We start from the raw sequence: 19,019 nt of genomic DNA, 5'->3' as shown, positions 1-19,019 counted from the left end.
TTCACTTCATGTGCGTCCACACATCCAGCATGCTCCTGATCAGCCTCAACGAACAGACCTAACGAAGCACTACTAGGACCTGTCGTCCCGCTCCCCGTCCCCGGAGAGCCACTGCGCGACGACGTCGTGGGCGTGCGCACCGAGTCCCGGGCTCGGGGGCGTGGGGGTGTCGTCCGTCGGGGCCGGGGAAGCGTCCCCAGCGTCCCCGAACCGCGCCGGCTGTCGTAGGTATGGGGTGGGGCCCAGCACTGGATGGTCGAACTCGCCTATCAGGCCCCGCTGTTGGATCTGTTCGCTGCGCAGCGCGTCGGTCAACTCCCAGATCGGAGCTGCGGGGACGCCCGCCTCCTGGGCCAGCTTCAGGGCCTGGTCCGTGGTGAGGTGCGCAGACCACGCCTCGGTGATCTCCCGTACCTGTTCGACGTGGCGGGAGCGGGCGGTGTCGTCGTGGAACCTCGGATCGGACGGGAGGTCGGGCCGTCCCACCAGGGCGGCGAACCGTTCGAAGACCGTGTCGCTCGCCACCGCGATCGCCACGAGCCCGTCGACGGTGCGGTAGGTGTCGAACGGTGTGGAGACCGGATGCCGGTTGCCGACCCGCCCCGGCAGCTGTCCGGTCGCCGTGACCAGGCTCATCGCGGTCACTTGCAGCGACACCAGCGAGTCGAGCATGGCGATGTCGATGTGCCGGCCCCGGCCGCCGCGCTCCCGGTCGTACAGGGCGGAGCTGATGGCCCACGAGGCGAAAAGGCCGGCCATCAGGTCACCGACCGACTCACCCACCCTGGTGGGCGGCCCGTCGGGGGTGCCGGTCCCGGCCATCAGGCCGGACATCGCCTGAACGATCAGGTCGTACGCGGGGTGCTCACGCATCGGGCCGCTCTGCCCGAAACCCGAGATGCTCGCGTAGACCAGGCGCGGGTTGACCGCGGCGAGCGTGGGGTGGTCGATGCCAAGACGCTGGGCGACACCCGGGCGGAAGTTCTCGACGAAGACGTCGGCACGCTCGACCAGCCGGAGCAGCAGCGCGTGGTCGTCCGCGTTCTTCAGGTCGAGGGCGATGCTCCGCTTGCCGCGGTTGAGCTGGGCGAAGTAGACGCTCTCGCCGTCCCGGAAGGGACCGAGGTGCCGGGCGTCGTCACCGCCCGGCGGCTCGACCTTGACCACGTCCGCACCGAGATCAGCCAGCAGGGCGGTGCAGTACGGGCCCGCCAGCACCCGGCTCAGATCGAGCACTCGCAGCCCCTGAAGAACGGTCATCGTCTCGCGCCTCTCACTCGGTGGATCGCATCCGGCATGCGGAACGTATGGCCGCGTCCACCGCGGGGTCGATGTGCGGGCGCATGAACAGCGGGCCGATATTCGTGCGCGTGCACGTTGGCACGGCCCGGCGCCGTACCCCGGAATGGAGCCGGGCCGCACTCGTCCGTGCCGCCCTCCCCGTACCGATCCGCACACCTTTGAAGGGCCGCGCCATGACCGAGCACGCCACCACGCCGTACCTGCTGCCCCCGATGTACGACGAGTTCCGCGCCGCGGCCCGGACTCTCGCGGAGAGGGAACTCGGGCCCCGGGCCGCGGAAGTCGACGCGCGGGGTGGCTTCCCGCACGACAACTACAAGATTCTCGTGGCGGCCGGGCTGCACGCTCCCGGCGTCCCCGAGGAGTACGACGGCGACGGCGTCGACGCCATCGCCGCCGCCATCGCGGTCGAGGAGGTCGCCCGTGTGTGCGCCTCGTCCTCCACCGTCCAGACCTCCAACAAGCTCGGCGTCGTACCGCTGCTGCTGGCGGGGACGGAGGAGCAGAAGCGGCGCTACCTCCCCGAAGTCGCCGCGGGCAGGGCGCTGATGGCGTACGCCATCAGCGAGCGGGAGGCAGGCAGCGACGTGGCCGCGATGCGCTGCCGGGCGGTGGCCGAGGGCGACGACTGGGTGCTGGACGGCGTCAAGACCTGGATCACCTCCGCCGGTGTGGCCGGCTACCTCATCGTCTTCGCGGTCACCGACCCGGAGGCCGGATCCCGCGGCATCTCCGCCTTCGTCGTGCAGGCGGACGACCCCGGCATCACCTACGGAGAGCCCGAGCGGAAGATGGGCCTGAAGGGCTCGGTCACCCGCGAGGTGTACTTCGACGGCTGCCGGATCCCCGGCGGCCGCCTGCTCGGCGAGCGGGGGAGGGGGATGCGGGTGGCGCTCGGGACCCTGGACCACACACGTGTCTCGGTCGCGGCCCAGGCCCTGGGCATCGCGCAGGGAGCCCTCGACCTCGCGGTCGGCTACGTGCAGGAGCGCAAGCAGTTCGGCAAGGCCGTCGCCGAATTCCAGGGCGTCCAGTTCCTGCTCGCCGACATGGCGATGAAGGTCGAGTCGGCGCGGCAAATGGTGTACGCGGCGGCCGCCCGCAGCAGCGCCGGATCGCCCGACCTGACGTACTTCGGCGCGGCCGCCAAGTGCCTGGCCTCCGACGTCGCGATGGCGGTGACCACCGACGCGGTGCAACTGCTCGGTGGCTACGGCTACACCCAGGACTTCCCCGCCGAGCGCATGATGCGCGACGCGAAGATCACCCAGATCTACGAGGGCACCAACCAGATCCAGCGGATCGTGATGGCCCGGCACCTGCTGCGCGCACGGTGACCGGGCCGGGGGCGCGGGTGGCTCAGGCCCCCGCGTCCGGGTCGAGGTCCACGTCCACGCCCAACCCCTCCGCCTCGTCCCAGAACTCCGGGTCCGCCTTCTGGAGGCGGGTCGCCGCGTGTTTCATGTGGCGGCGGGCCGCCGTGCGGGCGGCCTTGGGGTCGGCGGATTCGATGGCCGTGAGGATCGCCTGGTGTTCCTGGCGGACCGCCTCGAAGAAGTCGTCGCGGCGGGCCTCGTTGGCGCGGGTGACGCGGATGCCGCCGCGGGAGACCTCACCGAGGTAGTGGACGGTGGAGACCAGGACCGGGTTGCCCGTCGACTCGGCGATGGAGCGGTGGAAGGCGAGGTCCTCGTCCGTGCCGTCGCCGCCCGCCGCGACCGCCGTGTCGATGGCGGCCAGCGCCGCGCGCATCCGCACGATGTCGGCGGGCTTCGCGCGGGTCGCCGCGAGATGGGCGGCCTCGGCCTCCATCGCGCGGCGCACCTCGACGATCTGGAGCACCTTCGCCAGCGTGCCCGGCGACTCGGTGTCGCCCTCCAGGTCCAGTGGACGGATGCGGCGGGGCAGCACGAAGACGCCCCTGCCCTGGCGGGGTTCCACCAGGCCCGCGTTGCGCAGCCGGGACACCGCCTCGCGGATCACCGTGCGGCTGACGCCGAGCTGCTTGACGAGTTCGACCTCGGTCGGCAGCTTGTCGCCCTCCGTCAGCCGCCCCGACTCGATCTCCTCGGTGAGCATCGCGGCGACGCGATCGGCGAGCCGCACGGGCCCGTCCACCTTGTTGAACATGGCGTCAGTCTATCGACGTGGCCGCGGGAACCTCGGCGGTGACCGCGGCCGGGTGGTCGGCGACGTACTGGCGGATCACCGACGCGAAGTCCGGGTCGGGGGAGAGGCCGAGCGCCGCCGCGCGGGTGTTGTCGAAGGACGCCGGCCACGAGCCGACGATCGCCTCCACGGACGGGTCCGGGGCCAGCGTCACGAGGTCGGCCACCGCGTCGCCCGCCACCTCGCGGAGCGTGTGCAGCATCTCGGCGACCGTGACCGTCAGGGCGGGGAGGTTCACCGGGATGTTGCCGGTCAACTGGCCCTTCCCCTCGCCGCGTTCGGCCTGGGCCACCCGCAGGATGCCCTCCACCGTGCGGCGCGGGGAAGCCAGCGCCACCCGCGTCTCCGGGCTCACCGGGCACGCCGCCGGGAGGCCCGCGAGGGGTTCGCGGACCACGCCGGACAGGAAGCCGGAGGCCGCCGCGTTCGGCTTGCCGGGTCGCACCGACACCGTCATCAGGCGCGTGACGCGGCCGTCCACGTACCCGCGGCGCGTGTACTCGGCGACCAGCTGCTCGCAGATCCGCTTCTGCACGCCGTAGCTGGACTGCGGCGTGGGCAGCGTCGACTCGCTGACCACGGCCGGCAGCGGGAGCGCCGCGTCGGAGCCGTAGACCGCGACGCTGCTGGCCAGGACGAGGCGTACGAGAGGCCCGCCCGCCTCGGACTGGGCGCGTGCCGCCTGAAGGAGGGCGCGGGTCGTGTCCAGGTTCGCGGTCATGCCGAGGTCGAAGTCCGCCTCGCACTCCGACGACACCGCGGCCGCGAGGTGGATGACCACGTCGACCGGGGCCGACTCGGTGAACAGGTCCCCGAGGTGCTCGGTCAGGTCACCCTGGACCACGTCCACCAGGGCGTCCGACGTCAGAGGCGACTCGTCCGGGACGAACTTGTCCGCGAGCGTGAGGCGGTCGATGGGCAGGCCGTCGAACGTGCGCCGCTCCAGCAGGGCCTCGGCGACCTGGCGGCCCAGGAAGCCGAAGCCGCCCGTGATGACGATCCTCATGATGCGTGCTCTCCAGAATTGTCTTGCTTCGTACGGAAGTTCTTCAGCCAGCCGAGACCCTCGCTCGTGCCGGCCTTCGGGAAGTACTCGCAGCCGACCCAGCCGTCGAAGTCCAACGCGTCGACGACACCCATCAAATGACGGAGGTTCAGCTCGCCCGCGTCGGGCTCGTGCCGGTCGGGCACGCCGGCGATCTGCAGATGGCCCACGCGGCCCGTCGGCAGGTCGCGGCGGAGGGTGGCGGTGAGGTCGCCCTCGACGATCTGGCAGTGGTACAGGTCGAGTTGGACCTTCAGGTTGGCCGCGCCCACCTCCTGGACCACGGCGTGCGCCTCGGCCTGATGATTCAGGAAGTAGCCCGGCATGTCGCGGGTGTTGATCGGCTCGATCAGGACGTCGACCCCGGCAGGCGCCGCCTGTTCGGCCGCGTACGCCAGGTTGGTCAGGTACGTGTCCCTGCACTCGGCGCGCGACACACCTTCGGGCACGAGGCCCGCCATCATGTGCACCCGCGGGCTGCCGAGCGCGGCCGCGTACTCCAGCGCCCGGTCGACGCCCTCGCGCACCTCGGTCTCGCGGCCCGGCAGCGCCGCGATGCCGCGCTCGCCGCCGTCCCAGTCGCCGGGCGGGGCGTTGAACAGGACCTGGCGCAGGCCGTGTTCGTCGAGGCGGGCGCGGAGCTCCCCGGTCCCGTACGCGTACGGGAAGAGGTACTCGACGGCCTCGAAGCCGTCCGCCGAGGCCGCGGCGAAGCGGTCCAGGAAGTCGTACTCGGGATACAGCGTGGAAAGGTTCGCCGCGAACCTCGGCATGGTGACTCCTATGGAGGATGGGGAGAGGCGTGTGCGTCAGCGGTTGACGACGTCCTTCTTCGTCGTCAGGACGGCCGCCGCACCGATGACGAGCGCAAGGGCCAGAACGTACATCGGGATCGCCGTCGAACCGGTCGCGTCCTTCAGCGCGCCGATCATGTACGGGCTGACGAAGCCGGCGAGGTTGCCGACCGAGTTGATCACCGCGAGGCCCGCCGCGGCCGCCGTGCCGCCGAGGAAGGCGGTCGGCAACGACCAGAACAGCGGGGCGCAGGTCAGGACGCCCGCCGCGGCGATCGACAGGGCGACGAGGGCGAGCACCGTCGACCCGGTGAAGCTCGCCGCCATCGAGAAGCCGACGGCGCCCATGAGGGACGGGATCACCAGGTGCCAGCGGCGCTCGCGGCGCTTGTCGGCGGAGAAGCCGAAGAGGTTCATGGCGATCAGCGCGGCCAGGTACGGGACGGCGCTCAGGACGCCGATCGCGAGGCCGCCCTTGACACCGGTGGACTGAACGAAGGTCGGCATCCAGAACGTCAGCGCGTACTGGCCCATCACGAAGCAGAAGTAGATGAGGCACATCAGCCACACCTTGCCGTTGCGGAAGGCGTCGAGGGCGCGGCCGTGGACGGTGTGGTGGGTGGCGTCGGCGGCGAGGGCCTTCTCGATGACCGTCTTCTCGTCGTCGGTCAGCCACTTGGCGTCGCGCACGCTGTTGTCGAGCCAGAACAGGCAGACCACGCCGATGACGAGGGCGGGGATCGCCTCCACGACGAACAGCCACTGCCAGCCGCTCCACCCGGCCGCGTTGTCGAACACGTCCATGATCCAGCCGGAGAGCGGGTTGCCGAAGATGCCCGCGACGGGGATCGCCGACATGAACATCGCGATGACGCGCGCCCGGCGCTGGGACGGGAACCAGTACGTGCAGTAGAGGATCACGCCGGGGTAGAAGCCGGCCTCGGCGGCGCCGAGCAGGAAGCGGAGCGCGTAGAACGTCGCCTCGCTGTTGACGAAGGCGAACGCCGCGGACACCAGGCCCCAGCTGATCATGATGCGGGCGATCCAGGTGCGGGCGCCCACCTTCTGCATCAGCAGGTTCGAGGGGACCTCGAAGAAGAAGTAGCCGATGAAGAAGAGGCCGGCTCCGAGCCCGTAGGCCGCCTCGCTGAAGCCGAGGTCCGAGGACATCTGCAGCTTGGCGAAGCCCACGTTGACGCGGTCCAGGTACGAGACCACGTAGCAGAGGATCAGGAAGGGGACGATGCGGCGGATCACCTTGCGGAACACGGCGTTCTCACGCGCGAGTTCGGGGGTGTCGGCCGTGGGGACGGTCGTGGACATGAGGGGCACTTCCTTGTGCGGCTCAGTGGTGCGGGAGCGGAGGGGACAGGGGGAGGGGTGTCACCACGCCGCGCCGAACGTGGCTCTCAGTTCGGCGATGGCGTCATCGGGGAGGGGGGTGGGTTTGCGGTCGGTCGTCAGCCAGAGGCGGGCCGTCTCCTCGAGCTCTTCGAGGACGGCGAGCGCGGCGGCGGCGTCCGGGCCCCAGACGACGGGGCCGAGGCGGTCGAGCAGGACCGCGCGGATCGAAGTGCCTTGCGTGGCACGCGAGTTGATGCGCTCGGTCACCAGATCGGCGACGCGCGGGTCGCCGGGCCGGTGGTAGGGGATGTGCGGGACGTGCCCCACCTTCATCACGTAGTACGGGGTGATGGGTGGCAGGACGTCGTCCTGGTGCCACACACCGGCGAGGGTGAGCGCGACCAGGTGCGTGGAGTGGGTGTGGATCACGAAGCGGGCCGTGGGGTCGGCCTCGTAGATCCGGCGGTGCAGGGTGAGGGTCTTGCTGGCGCGGTCGCCCGCGACCTGCACACCCTCGCCGTCGACGAGTGCGAGCCGCTCGGGGTCGAGGAAGCCGAGGGCCGCGTCGGTCGGGGTGATGAGGTGGCCGAGGCCGTCGTCGAGCCGGGCGCTGATGTTGCCGGCGCTGGCGTGGACGTAGCCGCGGGCGAAGAGGCTGTTGCCGACGCGGACGATCTCCGAACGGGCGTCCTCGGCGGCCGACTTGAGGTCCTGGGTCACTGCGACTCCCCGTTGCCGAGCAGGTCGAACGATGTGGTGAAGAAGTCCGGGCCGCCGAAGTTCCCCGACTTGAGCGTGATGTGCAGGGTGTCACCGCCGGCGAGCGGCGCCGCACACCACGGCACACCCGGGTCGATCTGCGGGCCGATCCGCAGTCCGGTCAGGCCGAGGGCCTGCACGACGGCGCCGGAGGTCTCGCCACCGGCGACGACGAGCCGTCGCACCCCGCGTTCGACGAGGCCCTGGGCGACGCGCGCGAGCGTCCGCTCCACCAGCTCACCGGCCTCGGCGGCCCCGAGCCGGCCCTGCACGTCGCGTACGGCGTCGGGGGACTCGGTCGAGTAGATGAGGACCGGCCCTTCGGACGACAGGTGGGCGTCGGCGAAGGCGAGCGCCTCGGCGGCCACGTCCTCGCCCGCCGCGATCCGCATCGGGTCGACGCTGAAGCCCGGTCGGCCGGTGTCCAGGAACGCGCGCACCTGGCCGTTCGTGGCGGCGGACACCGAACCGGCGACGACCGCGGAGTGGCCGGAAGCGGCGGGGAGTTGGGCGGCTTCCGGGGACGGCTCGATGCCCCAGTTCGCGGGCAGCCCGATGGCGAGGCCCGAACCGGCGGTGACCAGCGGCAGTCCGGCGACCGCGGCACCCAGGCGCACGAGGTCGTCGTTCGACACGGCGTCGACGACCGCGGCGCCGATGCCGTCCTTGCGCAGCGTGGCGATCCGCGCCTCGATCGCCTCGGGCCCAGCCGCGACGGCCTTGTGGTCGATGAGCCCGACGGGCCGCCCGGTCTGCGCGCCGAGCACCGACACCAGGTTGGAGTCGGTCATCGGGGTGAGCGGGTGGTGGCGCATGCCGCTCTCGGCGAGCAGCACGTCACCGACGAAGAGGTGTCCCTTGAAGACGGTGCGCCCGTTGTCGGGGAACGCGGGCGTCGCGACGGTGAAGTCGGTGCCGAGCGCGTCCATCAGCGCCTCGGTGACCGGGCCGATGTTGCCGGCCGGCGTCGAGTCGAAGGTCGAGCAGTACTTGAAGTAGATCTGCTCGGCGCCCGCGGAGCGCAGCCACTCCAGGGCGCGCAGCGAGACCTCGACGGCCTCGGCCGCCGGTACGGTCCGCGACTTGAGCGCGATGACGACCGCGTCGGCGTCCTGCGGTGTCTCGGTGTCCGGTGCCGGTACGTCGATCAGCTGGACCACGCGCATGCCCGCGCGCACCAGGTTGTTGGCGAGGTCGGTGGCGCCGGTGAAGTCGTCGGCGATGCATCCGAGGCGGATGGCCATGTCAGTTCTCCTTCTGGGACGCGGGCGCGGGCGCGGGCGTGGGCACGGGCTTCGGCTCGGGCAGCTCGATCCCCGGGAAGATCTTGATGACCGCGCTGTCGTCCTCGCCGCCGAGACCGGACGCGGAGGCCTGGAGGAACATCTGGTGGGCGGTCGCGGACAGCGGCAGCGGGAACTTCTGAGGCCGCGCCGAGTCCAGCACGAGGCCGAGGTCCTTGACGAAGATGTCGACGGCGGAGAGCGGTGTGTAGTCCCCGGCCAGCACGTGGGCCATGCGGTTCTCGAACATCCACGAGTTGCCCGCGCTGTGCGTGATCACCTCGTACAGCGCCTCGGTCGGCACGCCCGCCTTGATGCCGAGGGCCATGGCCTCCGCCGCGGCGGCGATGTGCACGCCCGCGAGCAGCTGGTTCACGATCTTGACCTTGGAGCCGAGGCCCGCGGTGTCCCCGAGCCGGTAGACCGTGGTGCTCATCGCGTCGAGCACGGGGTCGGCGAGCGCGTACGCCTCCGGGGAGCCGGAGGTCATCATCGTCAGCTCGCCGGTCGCGGCGCGGGCGGCGCCGCCGGAGATCGGGGCGTCGAGGAAACGCACGCCCAACTCACCGAGCCTGCCCTCCAGTTGGGCGGAGAAGGCCGGGTCGACGGTGGAGCACATGACGTAGACGGAGCCGGGGCGCAGCCGGTGGGCCGCGCCGCCGTCCCCGAAGAGGACCGACTCGACCTGCGCCGAGTTGACGACGACACCGACGAGGACGTCGACGTCGGCTGCCAGGTCACCGGCCGAGTCGTAGGCGGCGCCGCCCTCGCGTGCGAAGTCGGCGGCCACGTCGGCGCGCAGGTCGTGGACCGCCACGTGGAACCCGGCGGCGCGCAGACTGCGCGCCATGCCGAGCCCCATGGCCCCGAGGCCGACGACACCCACGCGGGTCGTGGGTGCGGCCGGTGCCGGGTGATCCTGGTCGTGCATGGGTGTCCGTCCCTGTCTCTCGCCGGGGCCGAGGGGCCGTGGGTCGAGGCCCGTGAGGCCGTCGAGCGCAGGTCATATGATGACCTGACGTCAACGAGGAGTACAGGGTGATGCCGGTCACAGGTGTGTGACGGTGCCGGCAGGGGTCGGGTGGCGGGGTTCAAGCGCCCGGTGTGACGCCCAGTGTGTCCAGGACCGCGTACACCCCGAGGCAGGCGATCGCCGCGCTGCTGATCACGAGGGCGGCGGTCAGCCAGGGGTTGGCGCGGAAGCGGGGTGGGACGCCGGTGTAGCGCAGGCGCCACACCGCGATCACGACGGCGAGCAGGAAGATGCCGCCGCCGATGCCACCGATCTGCACCATCAGGACGGGGGACTGCACCCACAGGAAGAAGCACATCCACACCGGGGGCAGACACCAGGTCAGGATGCGGATGGTGCGCGTGCGGGCGCGCAGGTCGTGCCAGTCGATGACACCGAGCAGTCCGAGGGTGTTGGTCCACAGTCGCGGCACGCTCGCCGAGGACGCGACCGTCACGGAGAAGAGCACCGCGATCGCGCCGGCCAGGAAGAGGTACTGCGCCCACGGGCCGAGCACGTCGGTGTACATGTGCGACAGCGTGGTGATCATGTCGTTGCCCTCGGGCACGAGGCCCTGTGGGTGCAGGACCGAGGCGCCGATCGTGTAGAAGGACAGCGTGCACAGGGTGCAGATGACCCACGAGACACCCACGTCGAGGCGCATCACCTTCAGCCAGCCCTCGGCGCGCCGCGCGCGCTCCTCGGTGCCGTCGTCCGGGCCGGTCCAGCGGGCGTAGCCCTTCTCCAGACACCAGTACGTGTACGTGGTCATCTCGTCGGCGCCGACACCGGTGATGCCGAACATGGCGAGGGCGATACCCACCGTGCCCGCCGGGATCTGGAAGCTCAGGCCCTCGGCGAGGTCGGCGGAGCCGTAGCCGAAGGCGGTGAGCGGCAGGGCGAGGGCGAGTCCGACGGTGATGACGGTCTTGAGCGTGATGCCGATGACCTCGACGCGCTCGACGACGTGGTACTTGCCCGTCTGAAGGATGAGCACGGCGGCGGCCGTGACGATGACCGCCCAGATGGTCAGCGACGCGACGCTGAGCGCGCCGCCGTGGATCGGCAGCAGGATGGAACAGGCCGCGGCCGTACCGCCGATGATGCCGCCGCGCTGGAACATCTTGGCGAAGTCCATGCCGATCCAGAGCCAGTTGATCCAGCTCAGCCGGCCGATCCGGGGACCGATGTCACGGAAGCCGTCGAGCGCGGGACGGCCGGTGAGGATGGTCCAGCGGGCCAGCTCCATCTGCACCCACACCTTGACCGCGGTGGAGATGATCACGAGCCAGAGCAGGGCGAAGCCGGCCTTGGCGCCGAGCGAGGTGGTGGTGATCAGTTCACCGGAGCCGACGACGGCCGCGGAGAGGATGAGCCCGGGACCGAGCTTGCGCAGCCTGCCGCGGAAGGTCTCGGGGGCCGGGCGGGTGTCTTCGGCGCGCAGGGCGTACGGATCGGCCTGCGTGGGCGGCGGTGGGACGGCGCCGGACGTGGTGGTGGCCATGTGTCAGGTCCTTGGGGGTCTTCCGGCGCCATCGCCGGAATCCGGACGGGGAGGTGTGGGGAGTGAGGTGTGGGGAGTGGCGGGGTGGCGGGGTGCGTCGCGGTGCTCGGTGTCTCAGGTGGCTTCGTGGTGGGCGGGCTGCCCCGCGAGGACGCGGACCACGTCCTCGGCGACCATCGCGCCCATGGCCTGGTTCGCCTCGGGGGTGCAGGCCGCCATGTGCGAGGTCAGCAGGGTGCGCGGGGCATCGCGCAGCGGGTGGTCGGCGGGCAGGGGCTCCGTGCTGAACGCGTCGAGGGCGGCCGCGCCGATGTGGTCGTTCGCCAGCAGCTCGGCGAGTGCGGCCTCGTCGATCAGGCCGCCGCGTGCCGCGTTGACGAGGAGGACACCGCGCTTCATGGACTCCAGGCGGGGGCGGTCCAGGAGCGGGGTGCCGGACGGGTCCGGCGGCGTGTGCAGGCTGATGGCATCGGCGCGCGTCAACAGGGCGTCCAGGTCTGCCGGTTCGGCGTCGAGCGAGCGGATGGTGTCGTCCGGTACGTACGGGTCGTGGGCGAGCACCGCCATGCCGAAGGCCCGCGCGTATCCGGCGAGCAGCCGCCCGATCCGGCCGAAGCCGACGATGCCCAGCGTCCTGCCGTGCAGCTCGGGGCCGAACAGCTTCGGCCAGCCGCCCGTTGACACCGCGACGTGTGAGGCCGTGAGCGAGCGGGCCGCCGACAGGAGCAGGCCGAAGGTGTACTCGGCGACGGCACGGGAGTTGCTGCCGGGGGCGCAGACGACCGGGATGCCGCGCTCGCGGGCCGCGTCCAGGTCGATGGTGTCGACGCCCACGCCGTGCTTGGCGATCACCTTCAACCGCGGTGCGGCGTCCATCACTTCGGCGGTGATCGGTTCCATGCCGACGATCAGGGCGTCCGCGTCGACGGCGAACTTCAGCAGCTCGGCGCCCGGCAGCGCCGCGTCCTCGCGCGGGCGCAGCGGACCCGCGCCCGCCGTCTCCAGGATCTGCCACGGGCGTGCGGAGTGCCGGGCGAAGGTGGGTGTGGTGATCAGCGTCGTCGGCATCAGTGCGCGCCGCCGCGCGCCGCGTCCAGGTGGGACGTGGCGATCTGCTGGAGGTGGACGACGTCGGCGGCGACGGTGGCGAACGTGAAGCCCTCGGCGAGGCGGCGGGCCGCGCTCGCGCCGTCGGCGTTGTGGATGCCGGCCGCGATGCCCGCGTCCTCGGCCGCCTTCCGTACGCGGATCAGGGCCTGCTCGAACTCGCCCTGCACGGACGGGTCGGAGGACGTCGCGCCGCCGATGGCGAGGCGCAGGTCGGAGGGGCCGACGTAGATGCCGTCGAGTCCGGGCGTCGCGCAGATCTCCTCGACGTTGGCGAGCCCGTCGGCCGTCTCGATCATCGCGAGGACGGCGGTCGCGTCATGGGTGTCGGCCGGGTTCGGGCCGACGCGCAGCTGGGCGCGCATCGGTCCGTAGCTGCGGCGGCCGTGCGGCGGGTAGCGCACGGCGGCCACCGCGTCGGCGGCGTCCTGCGCGGTGTCGATCAGCGGCACGATGACGGCGGTCGCGCCCGCGTCGAGGGCCTTGCCGATGTACGTGAGGTCATTGGCCTCGACGCGCACCATGCCGACGGCCGTGGAGCCTTTGGTGTCGGTGGCGAGGAGGTTGTTGAGCATGCCCTGGTAGCCGAAGAGGCCGTGCTGCGCGTCGAAGGCGAGGTAGTCGTACCCGACGCGGGCGAGTCGCTCGGCGGCGACCGGGGAGTCGAGCAACGACCAGTAGCCGATGAGCTGTTCGCGGTTGCGCAGCGCGGCGGTGAACTCGGCGGAGGTGCGTCCGGTGGACATGGGTGTCTCCAGTACGAGAGGTGCGAAGAGGTGTGAAGGGGGGGGCAGAGTGGGGCGGAGGTCAGCGGTTGTAGGCGGGCATCGGGCCGCGCAGCCGGGCGCCGACCTCGTCGCAGGCGGTCAGTACGTCCCCGGGCAGCGGGCCCCGGGCCGCGGCCGCGATGTTCGCCCTGAGGTGGTCGACCTTCGAGCCGCCGAGCAGCAGGGCGTCGGTGGAGGGGCGCGAGAGCAGCCAGCGCAGGGACAGCTCGGTGAGCGGGAGGCCCGCGTCGGAGGCGATGGCCGTCAGGTCGGCCACCGCGCGGAACAGGTCCTCGTTCCAGTAGCGCTGCCGGTACATCGCCGCGACCCTGGAGTCGCCGAACCGGCCGCCTTCCGGGGCCTGTTCGAAGCGGTGCCGGCCGGTGAGAAGACCACCGCCGAGCGGGTTGTAGACCATGGTGTGCAGCCCGGTCCGCGCGGCGAACTCGACGTACTCCTCCTCGATGCGGCGCGCGAGCAGGTTGTGCAGCTGCTGCGCGACGACGGGGCGTGGCGCGCCCACCTCGTCCGCGACCCGGTTCAGCTCGGCGATCTGCCACGCCGCGTAGTTGGAGACACCGAGTGCGCGCACCTTGCCGGCCTTCACGAACTCGGCGACGGTGGCGAGTGTTTCGCTGAGCGGTGTCGCCCGGTCCGGCTGGTGCAGGTAGAAGAGGTCGACGTGGTCCGTGCCCAGGCGTTGGAGGCTGCCGTCGAGCGCGGTGCGCAGGCCCTCGGCGGACAGTGGCGCGTACTCGCCCTGGTCGGGGTGCGGGATACCGGCCTTCGTCGCGAGCACGACCCGGTCGCGGCGGCCGGGCAGCAGTTCGGCGAGGATGCGCTCGCTCTCGCCGCCCGCGTAGCCGTTGGCGGTGTCCACACCGGTGACGCCCGCGTCGAGCGCGGCGTCCAGCATCGCCGCGGCCGCCGCGCGGTCCGCGGTGTCGCCGAAGGTCATGGTGCCGAGCACGAGGCGTGACAACGGGACGGGAGCGTACGGGAGTTGGATGCCGGGGGTCACGGTGGGGTCCTTCCGGGGACGTGCCGCGCGGAGGGCGGGCGGCGTCGGGGTGGGCACGGGGGAGAGGCGGCGGGCCGACCGGCCACAGAGGGGCGTCGGACAGGGGAACGCTCGCATGGCTGCGCGTTGTGCGCAAGAGGTCTCGCGCAGATCGCGCAACCTGTGTCATGATCCGAGCGGGGCCACCCAACGTCGGGCGTTCCCAAGGAGGTTCGATCCTGTGACTTCGTCGCACCCGCTTCCCGCCGTGTTCGCCCTCGCGGACGACCTGTCCGGTGCGGCCGAGGCCGCCCGTGCGCTCGGCGGCCCGGTGCGCCTGTCCCTCGCCGCGCCGACCGGCGGTGCCGCGGCACCCGCGCACGACCTCGTCGTGGACCTGAACACGCGGCATCTGCCGCCTGCCGATGCGGCAGATGCCGTGCGTTCGGCCCTGGGCTCCGCCGGTTCCGGCCACTCCGATGGCTCCGGTGCCAGTGGCGCGTACGGACTGCTCTACAAGAAGATCGACTCGCAGCTGCGCGGCAACGTCGCCGTCGAGGCCCTCGCGTACGCCGAGGGCGCGGAAGCGCTCGTCATCGCCCCCGCGCTGCCCGCCGCCCGGCGCACCGTGACGGGTGGTGTCGTGCACGTGGACGGGGTGCCGCTGCACGAAACGAACGGCTGGCGCGCGGAACGCGCAGCGCCGCCGCGATCGGTGGCGGAGGCGTTCCCGGGGCTACTGGTGAGGACGATCCCCTTGGCGGTCGTCCGCTCCGAACTCCCGTGCCTGGAAGCCGAATTGAAGAGCGTGGCGGCGTCCGGCGCCCACCCCGCCCCTGACGCCGATACCGACGCCGATCTCGACGCCATCGTGGCGGCCACCCTGCGCCTGGGCCCCGGCTTCCGGCTGCTCGGCAGCGGCGGCCTCGCGGGAGCGCTCGGCCGGGCGCTCGCGCGGCCCACCGTGCCCGCGCCCGTACCGCCACCCGCGCGCGATGCGGCGGCCCCGCTGCTCGTGGTGGCGGGGACGGCGGAGCCGGGGGTGGCACGGCAGATCGCGCACCTCACGGCGCTGGGCATGTGTCATCTCCCCCTCGATCCGGTCGAGTTGATGGCGGGCGCGGTGGAGGCGCGGGCGGACGCCGCTTCGGCGGACACCGTCCTGTCCATCGACGGCTCGGCGGGGCTGCACCCCGGCGGCGGGCGCGCACTCAGCGCGGCCCTCGCCGCACTCGCCACCACCTGGCCGGGCCGCCCCGACCTCGTCCTCACCGGCGGCGAGACAGCACGCGCCACCCTGGACGCCCTGGACATACGGGAGTTGGACCCGGTCGACGAGATCCACCACGGCGCCGTCCACTCCCGCACCCCCGACGGCCGCAGCGTCGTGACCCGCCCCGGCAGCTACGGCGCCGAGGACTCGCTCCTGCGCATCGCGACGGCCCTGAGACCGCACCTGGCGACGCCCGCCCCCGCCCGGCCGATGAGCTGATCCCGCCCGAGTCCCGAGTCCCGAGTCCCGAGTCCCGGGCCCCCGCCCCCGTACCCCTTTCCAGCTTCCAGGATTTTCAGGATCTTCTAGGAGTCACCCATGAGCCCCGATCTGCCCCAACTCCCGCTCATCGCCGTCACGATGGGGGACGGCGCGGGCGTAGGACCCGAGGTCGTCGTCGCCGCGCTGCTCGACGAGGCGGTCCTCGGCCGCTGCCGCCCGGTCGTCATCGGCGACGCGGCGCGGCTGCGCGAGGCGGCCCGCATCCTGGACCTGGAGTGCGAGGTGGCCGCGGTCGACCACCCACGGGACGCGGTCTTCACGCCCGGCCGCGTGAACGTCGTCGACCTCGCGCTGCTCCCCGCCGACCTGCCCTGGGGCGAACTCTCCGAGATCGCGGGCAACGCGGCGTACGAATACGTGAAGCGGGCCGCCGAACTCGCCATGGCGGGCGACGTCCAGGGCATCTGCACGGCCCCGCTCAACAAGGGCGCCCTGCACGCCGCCGGACACATCTACCCGGGACACACCGAACTCCTGGCCCACCTCACCGGCACCGAAGAGGTGTCGATGATGCTGTCCACGGAGAAGGTCAAGGTCATCCATGTGACGACACACATCGGCCTCATCGACGCGGTCAACCGCATCGAGCCGGGCCTCGTCGAGCGCACCGTGCGCCGCGGCCACGAGGCGATGGTCCGCGCCGGCACCCCGCACCCCGTCATCGGTGTCTGCGGCATCAACCCGCACGCGGGCGAGAACGGCCTGTTCGGCTACGGCGAGGAGGCCGAGAAGATCGAACCGGCCCTGGAGAAGCTGAAGGCCGCGGGCGTGGACGCGCGGGGGCCGCTCCCGGCCGACACCGCCTTCTTCCTCGCCTCGCGCGGCGATTACGACCTCATCGTCGCGATGTACCACGACCAGGGCCACGGCCCCGTCAAGGTCCTCGGCATCGAGGCGGGCGTGAACCTGACCGTGGGCCTGCCCGTGATCCGCACGTCCGTCGACCACGGCACCGCGTTCGACATCGCGGGAACCGGGAAGGCGGAGGCCGGTAGCATGGTCGAGGCCCTTCGCCAGGCGGCCGAGATGGCCACGGCGCCCGCCCCGGCGGTCTGATCCCGCCCGCCCCAGCGGCTTGAACCGCCTACCGTCCCGGCGGCCCGAACCGCCGTTCCCCGCACCGCCGTTGACCGCCGCCGCACCGTAGAGGACCGACCAGATGCCGTCACCGAGCTCCCAGCCGCCCGTCTCCCAGGCGCAGGGCTCCCGCGCCCGCCGGGACCGCATCGTCGACCTGGCCACCACCACGGGACTCGCGAGCGTCGAGGAACTCTCCCGGCTCTTCGAGGTCACTCCGTCCACCATCCGCCGCGACCTCGCCCGCCTCACCGCGGAGGGCCGGCTCGCCCGCACGTACGGCGGCGCGATGGCGCTGTCCGCACACCCCGAGGCGTCGCTGCGGCAGCGTACGGGGGAGGCGTACGACGAGAAGCGCGCCATCGCGCAGTGGGCGGCGCGCGCGGTGGAGCCGGGCGAGACACTGCTCCTCGACGCCGGTACGACGGTCGGCGCGCTCGCCCATGAGCTGCGCGCCATCAAGGAGTTGACCATCGCGACGACGGGCCTGACCGCGCTGCACGCGCTCGCCGACGCGGAGGGTGTGCACGTCGAGTGCCTGGGTGGCACGCTGCGTCCGCTCAGTCAGGGCTTCGTGGGTCCGCTCACCGAGGCCGCCCTGGAACGCATGTCGTTCGACCGGGTCTTCCTCGGCGCCGACGGTGTCACGGTCGAGAAGGGCATCTGCGAGGCGGACCTGCGTCAGACCCGCCTCAAGGAACTCATGGCCCGCCGGGCCGACCACGTCTACGTCCTCGCCCACGGCGGCAAGCTGGGCCGCGCCCCGTTCCACGCGTGGGCGACGCTGAAGGAGGGCTGGACCCTGGTGACCGACGCGTCGGCGCCGGCGGAGCAGGTCAGGGCGTTCGAGGCGCGCGGGGTGCGGGTGGAGGTCGCGGGAAGCGGGTGACCGCACCGGCGGCCAAGTGCCGCCGGTCCGCGGGGAGTTGGGTCACAAGGGGCGCGTGAGGCCTTGCCATCGAATCCCGCGGCGCCCTATTGTCCCGCGCAGAAAGCGCTTTCCCCGTCTCTCTCCGCCGGGCACCACACCGGCTGCACCGGCATGCCCAGAGCACCTGAGTCAGTGCGCTGCATTGCACTGCACTGCACCGCACTCACCGGAAGGGAACCACGACGATGAAGTTACCCAGACCCGTCGCGCTCCGCCTCACCGCCGCGATCGGCGCGCTCGCCCTCGCGGGAGCCGCCGCGACGACGCTGTCGACCACCGAGGCGTCGGCCGCCGTGACCGGCACCGCCACCGGCTACGCCACGCAGAACGGCGGCACCACCGGAGGCGCGGGCGGAGCGACCGTACGGGCCACCACCGGCACCCAGATCCACGCGGCCCTGTGCAACCGCGCGAGCGACAGCACCCCGATCACCATCGAGGTCGAGGGCACGATCAACCACGGAAACACCAGCAAGGTGTCGGGCGACAGCTGCAACACGGCCGCCGGTGTCATCGAGCTCAAGCAGATCAGCAACGTCACACTCGTGGGTGTCGGCAACGGCGCGGTATTCGACCAACTCGGCATCCACATCCGCGAGTCCAGCAACATCATCATCCAGAACGTGACGGTCCGGAACGTCAAGAAGTCCGGCTCGCCCACCTCCAACGGCGGCGACGCCATCGGCATGGAGAGCGACGTCCGCAACGTCTGGGTGGACCACGCGAGCCTGCTCGCCTCGGGCGGCGAGTCGGAGGGCTACGACGGCCTCTTCGACATGAAGGACAACACCCAGTACGTCACCCTCTCGTACAGCACGCTGCGCAACTCGGGCCGAGGCGGCCTCATCGGCTCCAGCGAGACGGAGCTCTCCAACAGCTTCATCACGTTCCACCACAACCTGTACGAGAACATCGACTCCCGCGCACCCCTGCTGCGCGGCGGCACGGCGCACATGTACAACAACTACTACGTGAGCCTCAACGAGTCGGGCATCAACTCCCGCGCCTGGGCGAAGGCCAAGGTCGACAACAACTACTTCAAGAACTCGAAGGACGTCCTCGGCACCTTCTACACGACGGCCGCCGGGTACTGGCAGGTCAGCGGAAACACCTTCGACAACGTGACGTGGTCGGACGCCGAGAGCGACTACAAGCCGGCCGGGCCGAACCCGGTGTCGAACACCACGGTCTCGATCCCGTACACGTACAAGCTCGACACCGCGTCCTGCGTGCCGGGCGTCGTGGGTGAGACGGCGGGTGCCAACAAGGGCATGAAGGTGTCGGACGGCAGCTGCTGAGTTCGAGGCGTACGCGCAGTGCACGGACGGCGCCCCGCCCACCGGTCTCCATGCCGGTGGGCGGGGCGCCGG

Annotated in this window: 16 protein-coding genes and 1 pseudogene; 5 read left to right on the top strand and 12 right to left on the bottom strand. The window is 71.6% G+C overall.

The window, feature by feature from the left end:
* Positions 1-72 precede the first annotated feature (72 nt).
* The gene (locus OKJ99_RS28220) at positions 73-1,260 is read right to left on the bottom strand and encodes a CaiB/BaiF CoA transferase family protein (protein WP_326020546.1); all 1,188 of its coding nucleotides are present in this window, start codon (positions 1,258-1,260) and stop codon (positions 73-75) included.
* A 215-nt stretch (positions 1,261-1,475) separates the two neighbouring features.
* Here OKJ99_RS28220 and OKJ99_RS28215 point away from each other — a divergent pair, with 215 nt between their 5' ends.
* On the top strand, positions 1,476-2,639 hold the full coding sequence (locus OKJ99_RS28215; RefSeq protein WP_407700781.1) for an acyl-CoA dehydrogenase family protein: 1,164 nt from the start codon (positions 1,476-1,478) through the stop codon (positions 2,637-2,639).
* A 22-nt stretch (positions 2,640-2,661) separates the two neighbouring features.
* Here the strand turns inward: OKJ99_RS28215 and OKJ99_RS28210 are convergent, their stop codons facing one another.
* From OKJ99_RS28210 to OKJ99_RS28160, 11 genes are all read right to left on the bottom strand, one after another.
* The gene (locus OKJ99_RS28210) at positions 2,662-3,432 is read right to left on the bottom strand and encodes a FadR/GntR family transcriptional regulator (RefSeq protein ID WP_326020544.1); all 771 of its coding nucleotides are present in this window, start codon (positions 3,430-3,432) and stop codon (positions 2,662-2,664) included.
* 4 nt (positions 3,433-3,436) lie between these two features.
* Positions 3,437-4,477: a D-erythronate dehydrogenase gene (gene denD, locus OKJ99_RS28205; protein WP_326020542.1), complete on the bottom strand. Its 1,041-nt coding sequence runs from the start codon at positions 4,475-4,477 to the stop codon at positions 3,437-3,439.
* Complete coding sequence (otnI, locus tag OKJ99_RS28200) at positions 4,474-5,289, bottom strand: 2-oxo-tetronate isomerase (protein WP_326020541.1); 816 nt, start codon at positions 5,287-5,289, stop codon at positions 4,474-4,476. Before otnI ends, denD begins: the two co-directional genes overlap by 4 nt.
* Before the next feature lie 36 nt (positions 5,290-5,325).
* Entirely contained in the window at positions 5,326-6,633 is a 1,308-nt protein-coding gene (locus OKJ99_RS28195; protein ID WP_326020539.1) for an MFS transporter, read from the bottom strand.
* 60 nt (positions 6,634-6,693) lie between these two features.
* Positions 6,694-7,374, bottom strand: a complete 681-nt coding sequence (locus OKJ99_RS28190) for a class II aldolase/adducin family protein (protein ID WP_326020537.1) — start codon at positions 7,372-7,374, stop codon at positions 6,694-6,696.
* Entirely contained in the window at positions 7,371-8,657 is a 1,287-nt protein-coding gene (otnK, locus tag OKJ99_RS28185) for a 3-oxo-tetronate kinase (RefSeq protein WP_326020535.1), read from the bottom strand. The genes OKJ99_RS28190 and otnK overlap by 4 nt, the downstream gene beginning before the upstream one ends.
* Before the next feature lies 1 nt (position 8,658).
* A complete protein-coding gene (gene ltnD / locus OKJ99_RS28180; protein ID WP_326020533.1) occupies positions 8,659-9,627 on the bottom strand; it encodes an L-threonate dehydrogenase in 969 nt (322 codons plus the stop codon).
* A gap of 160 nt (positions 9,628-9,787) precedes the next feature.
* Positions 9,788-11,212: an Nramp family divalent metal transporter gene (locus tag OKJ99_RS28175; protein ID WP_326020531.1), complete on the bottom strand. Its 1,425-nt coding sequence runs from the start codon at positions 11,210-11,212 to the stop codon at positions 9,788-9,790.
* Between the two features lie 114 nt (positions 11,213-11,326).
* Positions 11,327-12,280: a phosphoglycerate dehydrogenase gene (locus tag OKJ99_RS28170; protein ID WP_326020529.1), complete on the bottom strand. Its 954-nt coding sequence runs from the start codon at positions 12,278-12,280 to the stop codon at positions 11,327-11,329.
* Positions 12,280-13,065, bottom strand: a complete 786-nt coding sequence (locus OKJ99_RS28165; protein WP_326020527.1) for an HpcH/HpaI aldolase family protein — start codon at positions 13,063-13,065, stop codon at positions 12,280-12,282. The genes OKJ99_RS28170 and OKJ99_RS28165 overlap by 1 nt, the downstream gene beginning before the upstream one ends.
* Positions 13,066-13,126: 61 nt before the next feature.
* The gene (locus tag OKJ99_RS28160; protein WP_326020524.1) at positions 13,127-14,107 is read right to left on the bottom strand and encodes an aldo/keto reductase; all 981 of its coding nucleotides are present in this window, start codon (positions 14,105-14,107) and stop codon (positions 13,127-13,129) included.
* Positions 14,108-14,327: 220 nt separating this feature from the next.
* Here OKJ99_RS28160 and OKJ99_RS28155 point away from each other — a divergent pair, with 220 nt between their 5' ends.
* The 4 genes and pseudogenes from OKJ99_RS28155 to OKJ99_RS28140 all read left to right on the top strand — a co-directional run.
* Positions 14,328-15,578, top strand: coding sequence for a four-carbon acid sugar kinase family protein (locus tag OKJ99_RS28155; protein ID WP_326020522.1), 1,251 nt, complete (start codon positions 14,328-14,330; stop codon positions 15,576-15,578).
* A 99-nt stretch (positions 15,579-15,677) separates the two neighbouring features.
* Positions 15,678-16,697 carry a 4-hydroxythreonine-4-phosphate dehydrogenase PdxA gene (gene pdxA, locus OKJ99_RS28150; RefSeq protein WP_326020520.1) on the top strand — a complete coding sequence of 340 codons (1,020 nt, stop codon included), beginning with the start codon at positions 15,678-15,680 and terminating at the stop codon, positions 16,695-16,697.
* 103 nt (positions 16,698-16,800) lie between these two features.
* On the top strand, positions 16,801-17,607 hold the full coding sequence (locus tag OKJ99_RS28145) for a DeoR/GlpR family DNA-binding transcription regulator (protein ID WP_326020518.1): 807 nt from the start codon (positions 16,801-16,803) through the stop codon (positions 17,605-17,607).
* A 227-nt stretch (positions 17,608-17,834) separates the two neighbouring features.
* Positions 17,835-18,944, top strand: a pseudogene (locus OKJ99_RS28140) (pectate lyase family protein); the annotation flags it as partial.
* Between the last annotated feature and the right edge of the window lie 75 nt (positions 18,945-19,019).

It is taken from the genome of Streptomyces endophyticus (genome assembly GCF_035798155.1).
GTDB lineage: Bacteria > Actinomycetota > Actinomycetes > Streptomycetales > Streptomycetaceae > Streptomyces > Streptomyces endophyticus.
Note: the sequence above shows the minus strand (reverse complement) of the source record. Positions and strands in the feature narration are given on the sequence as shown.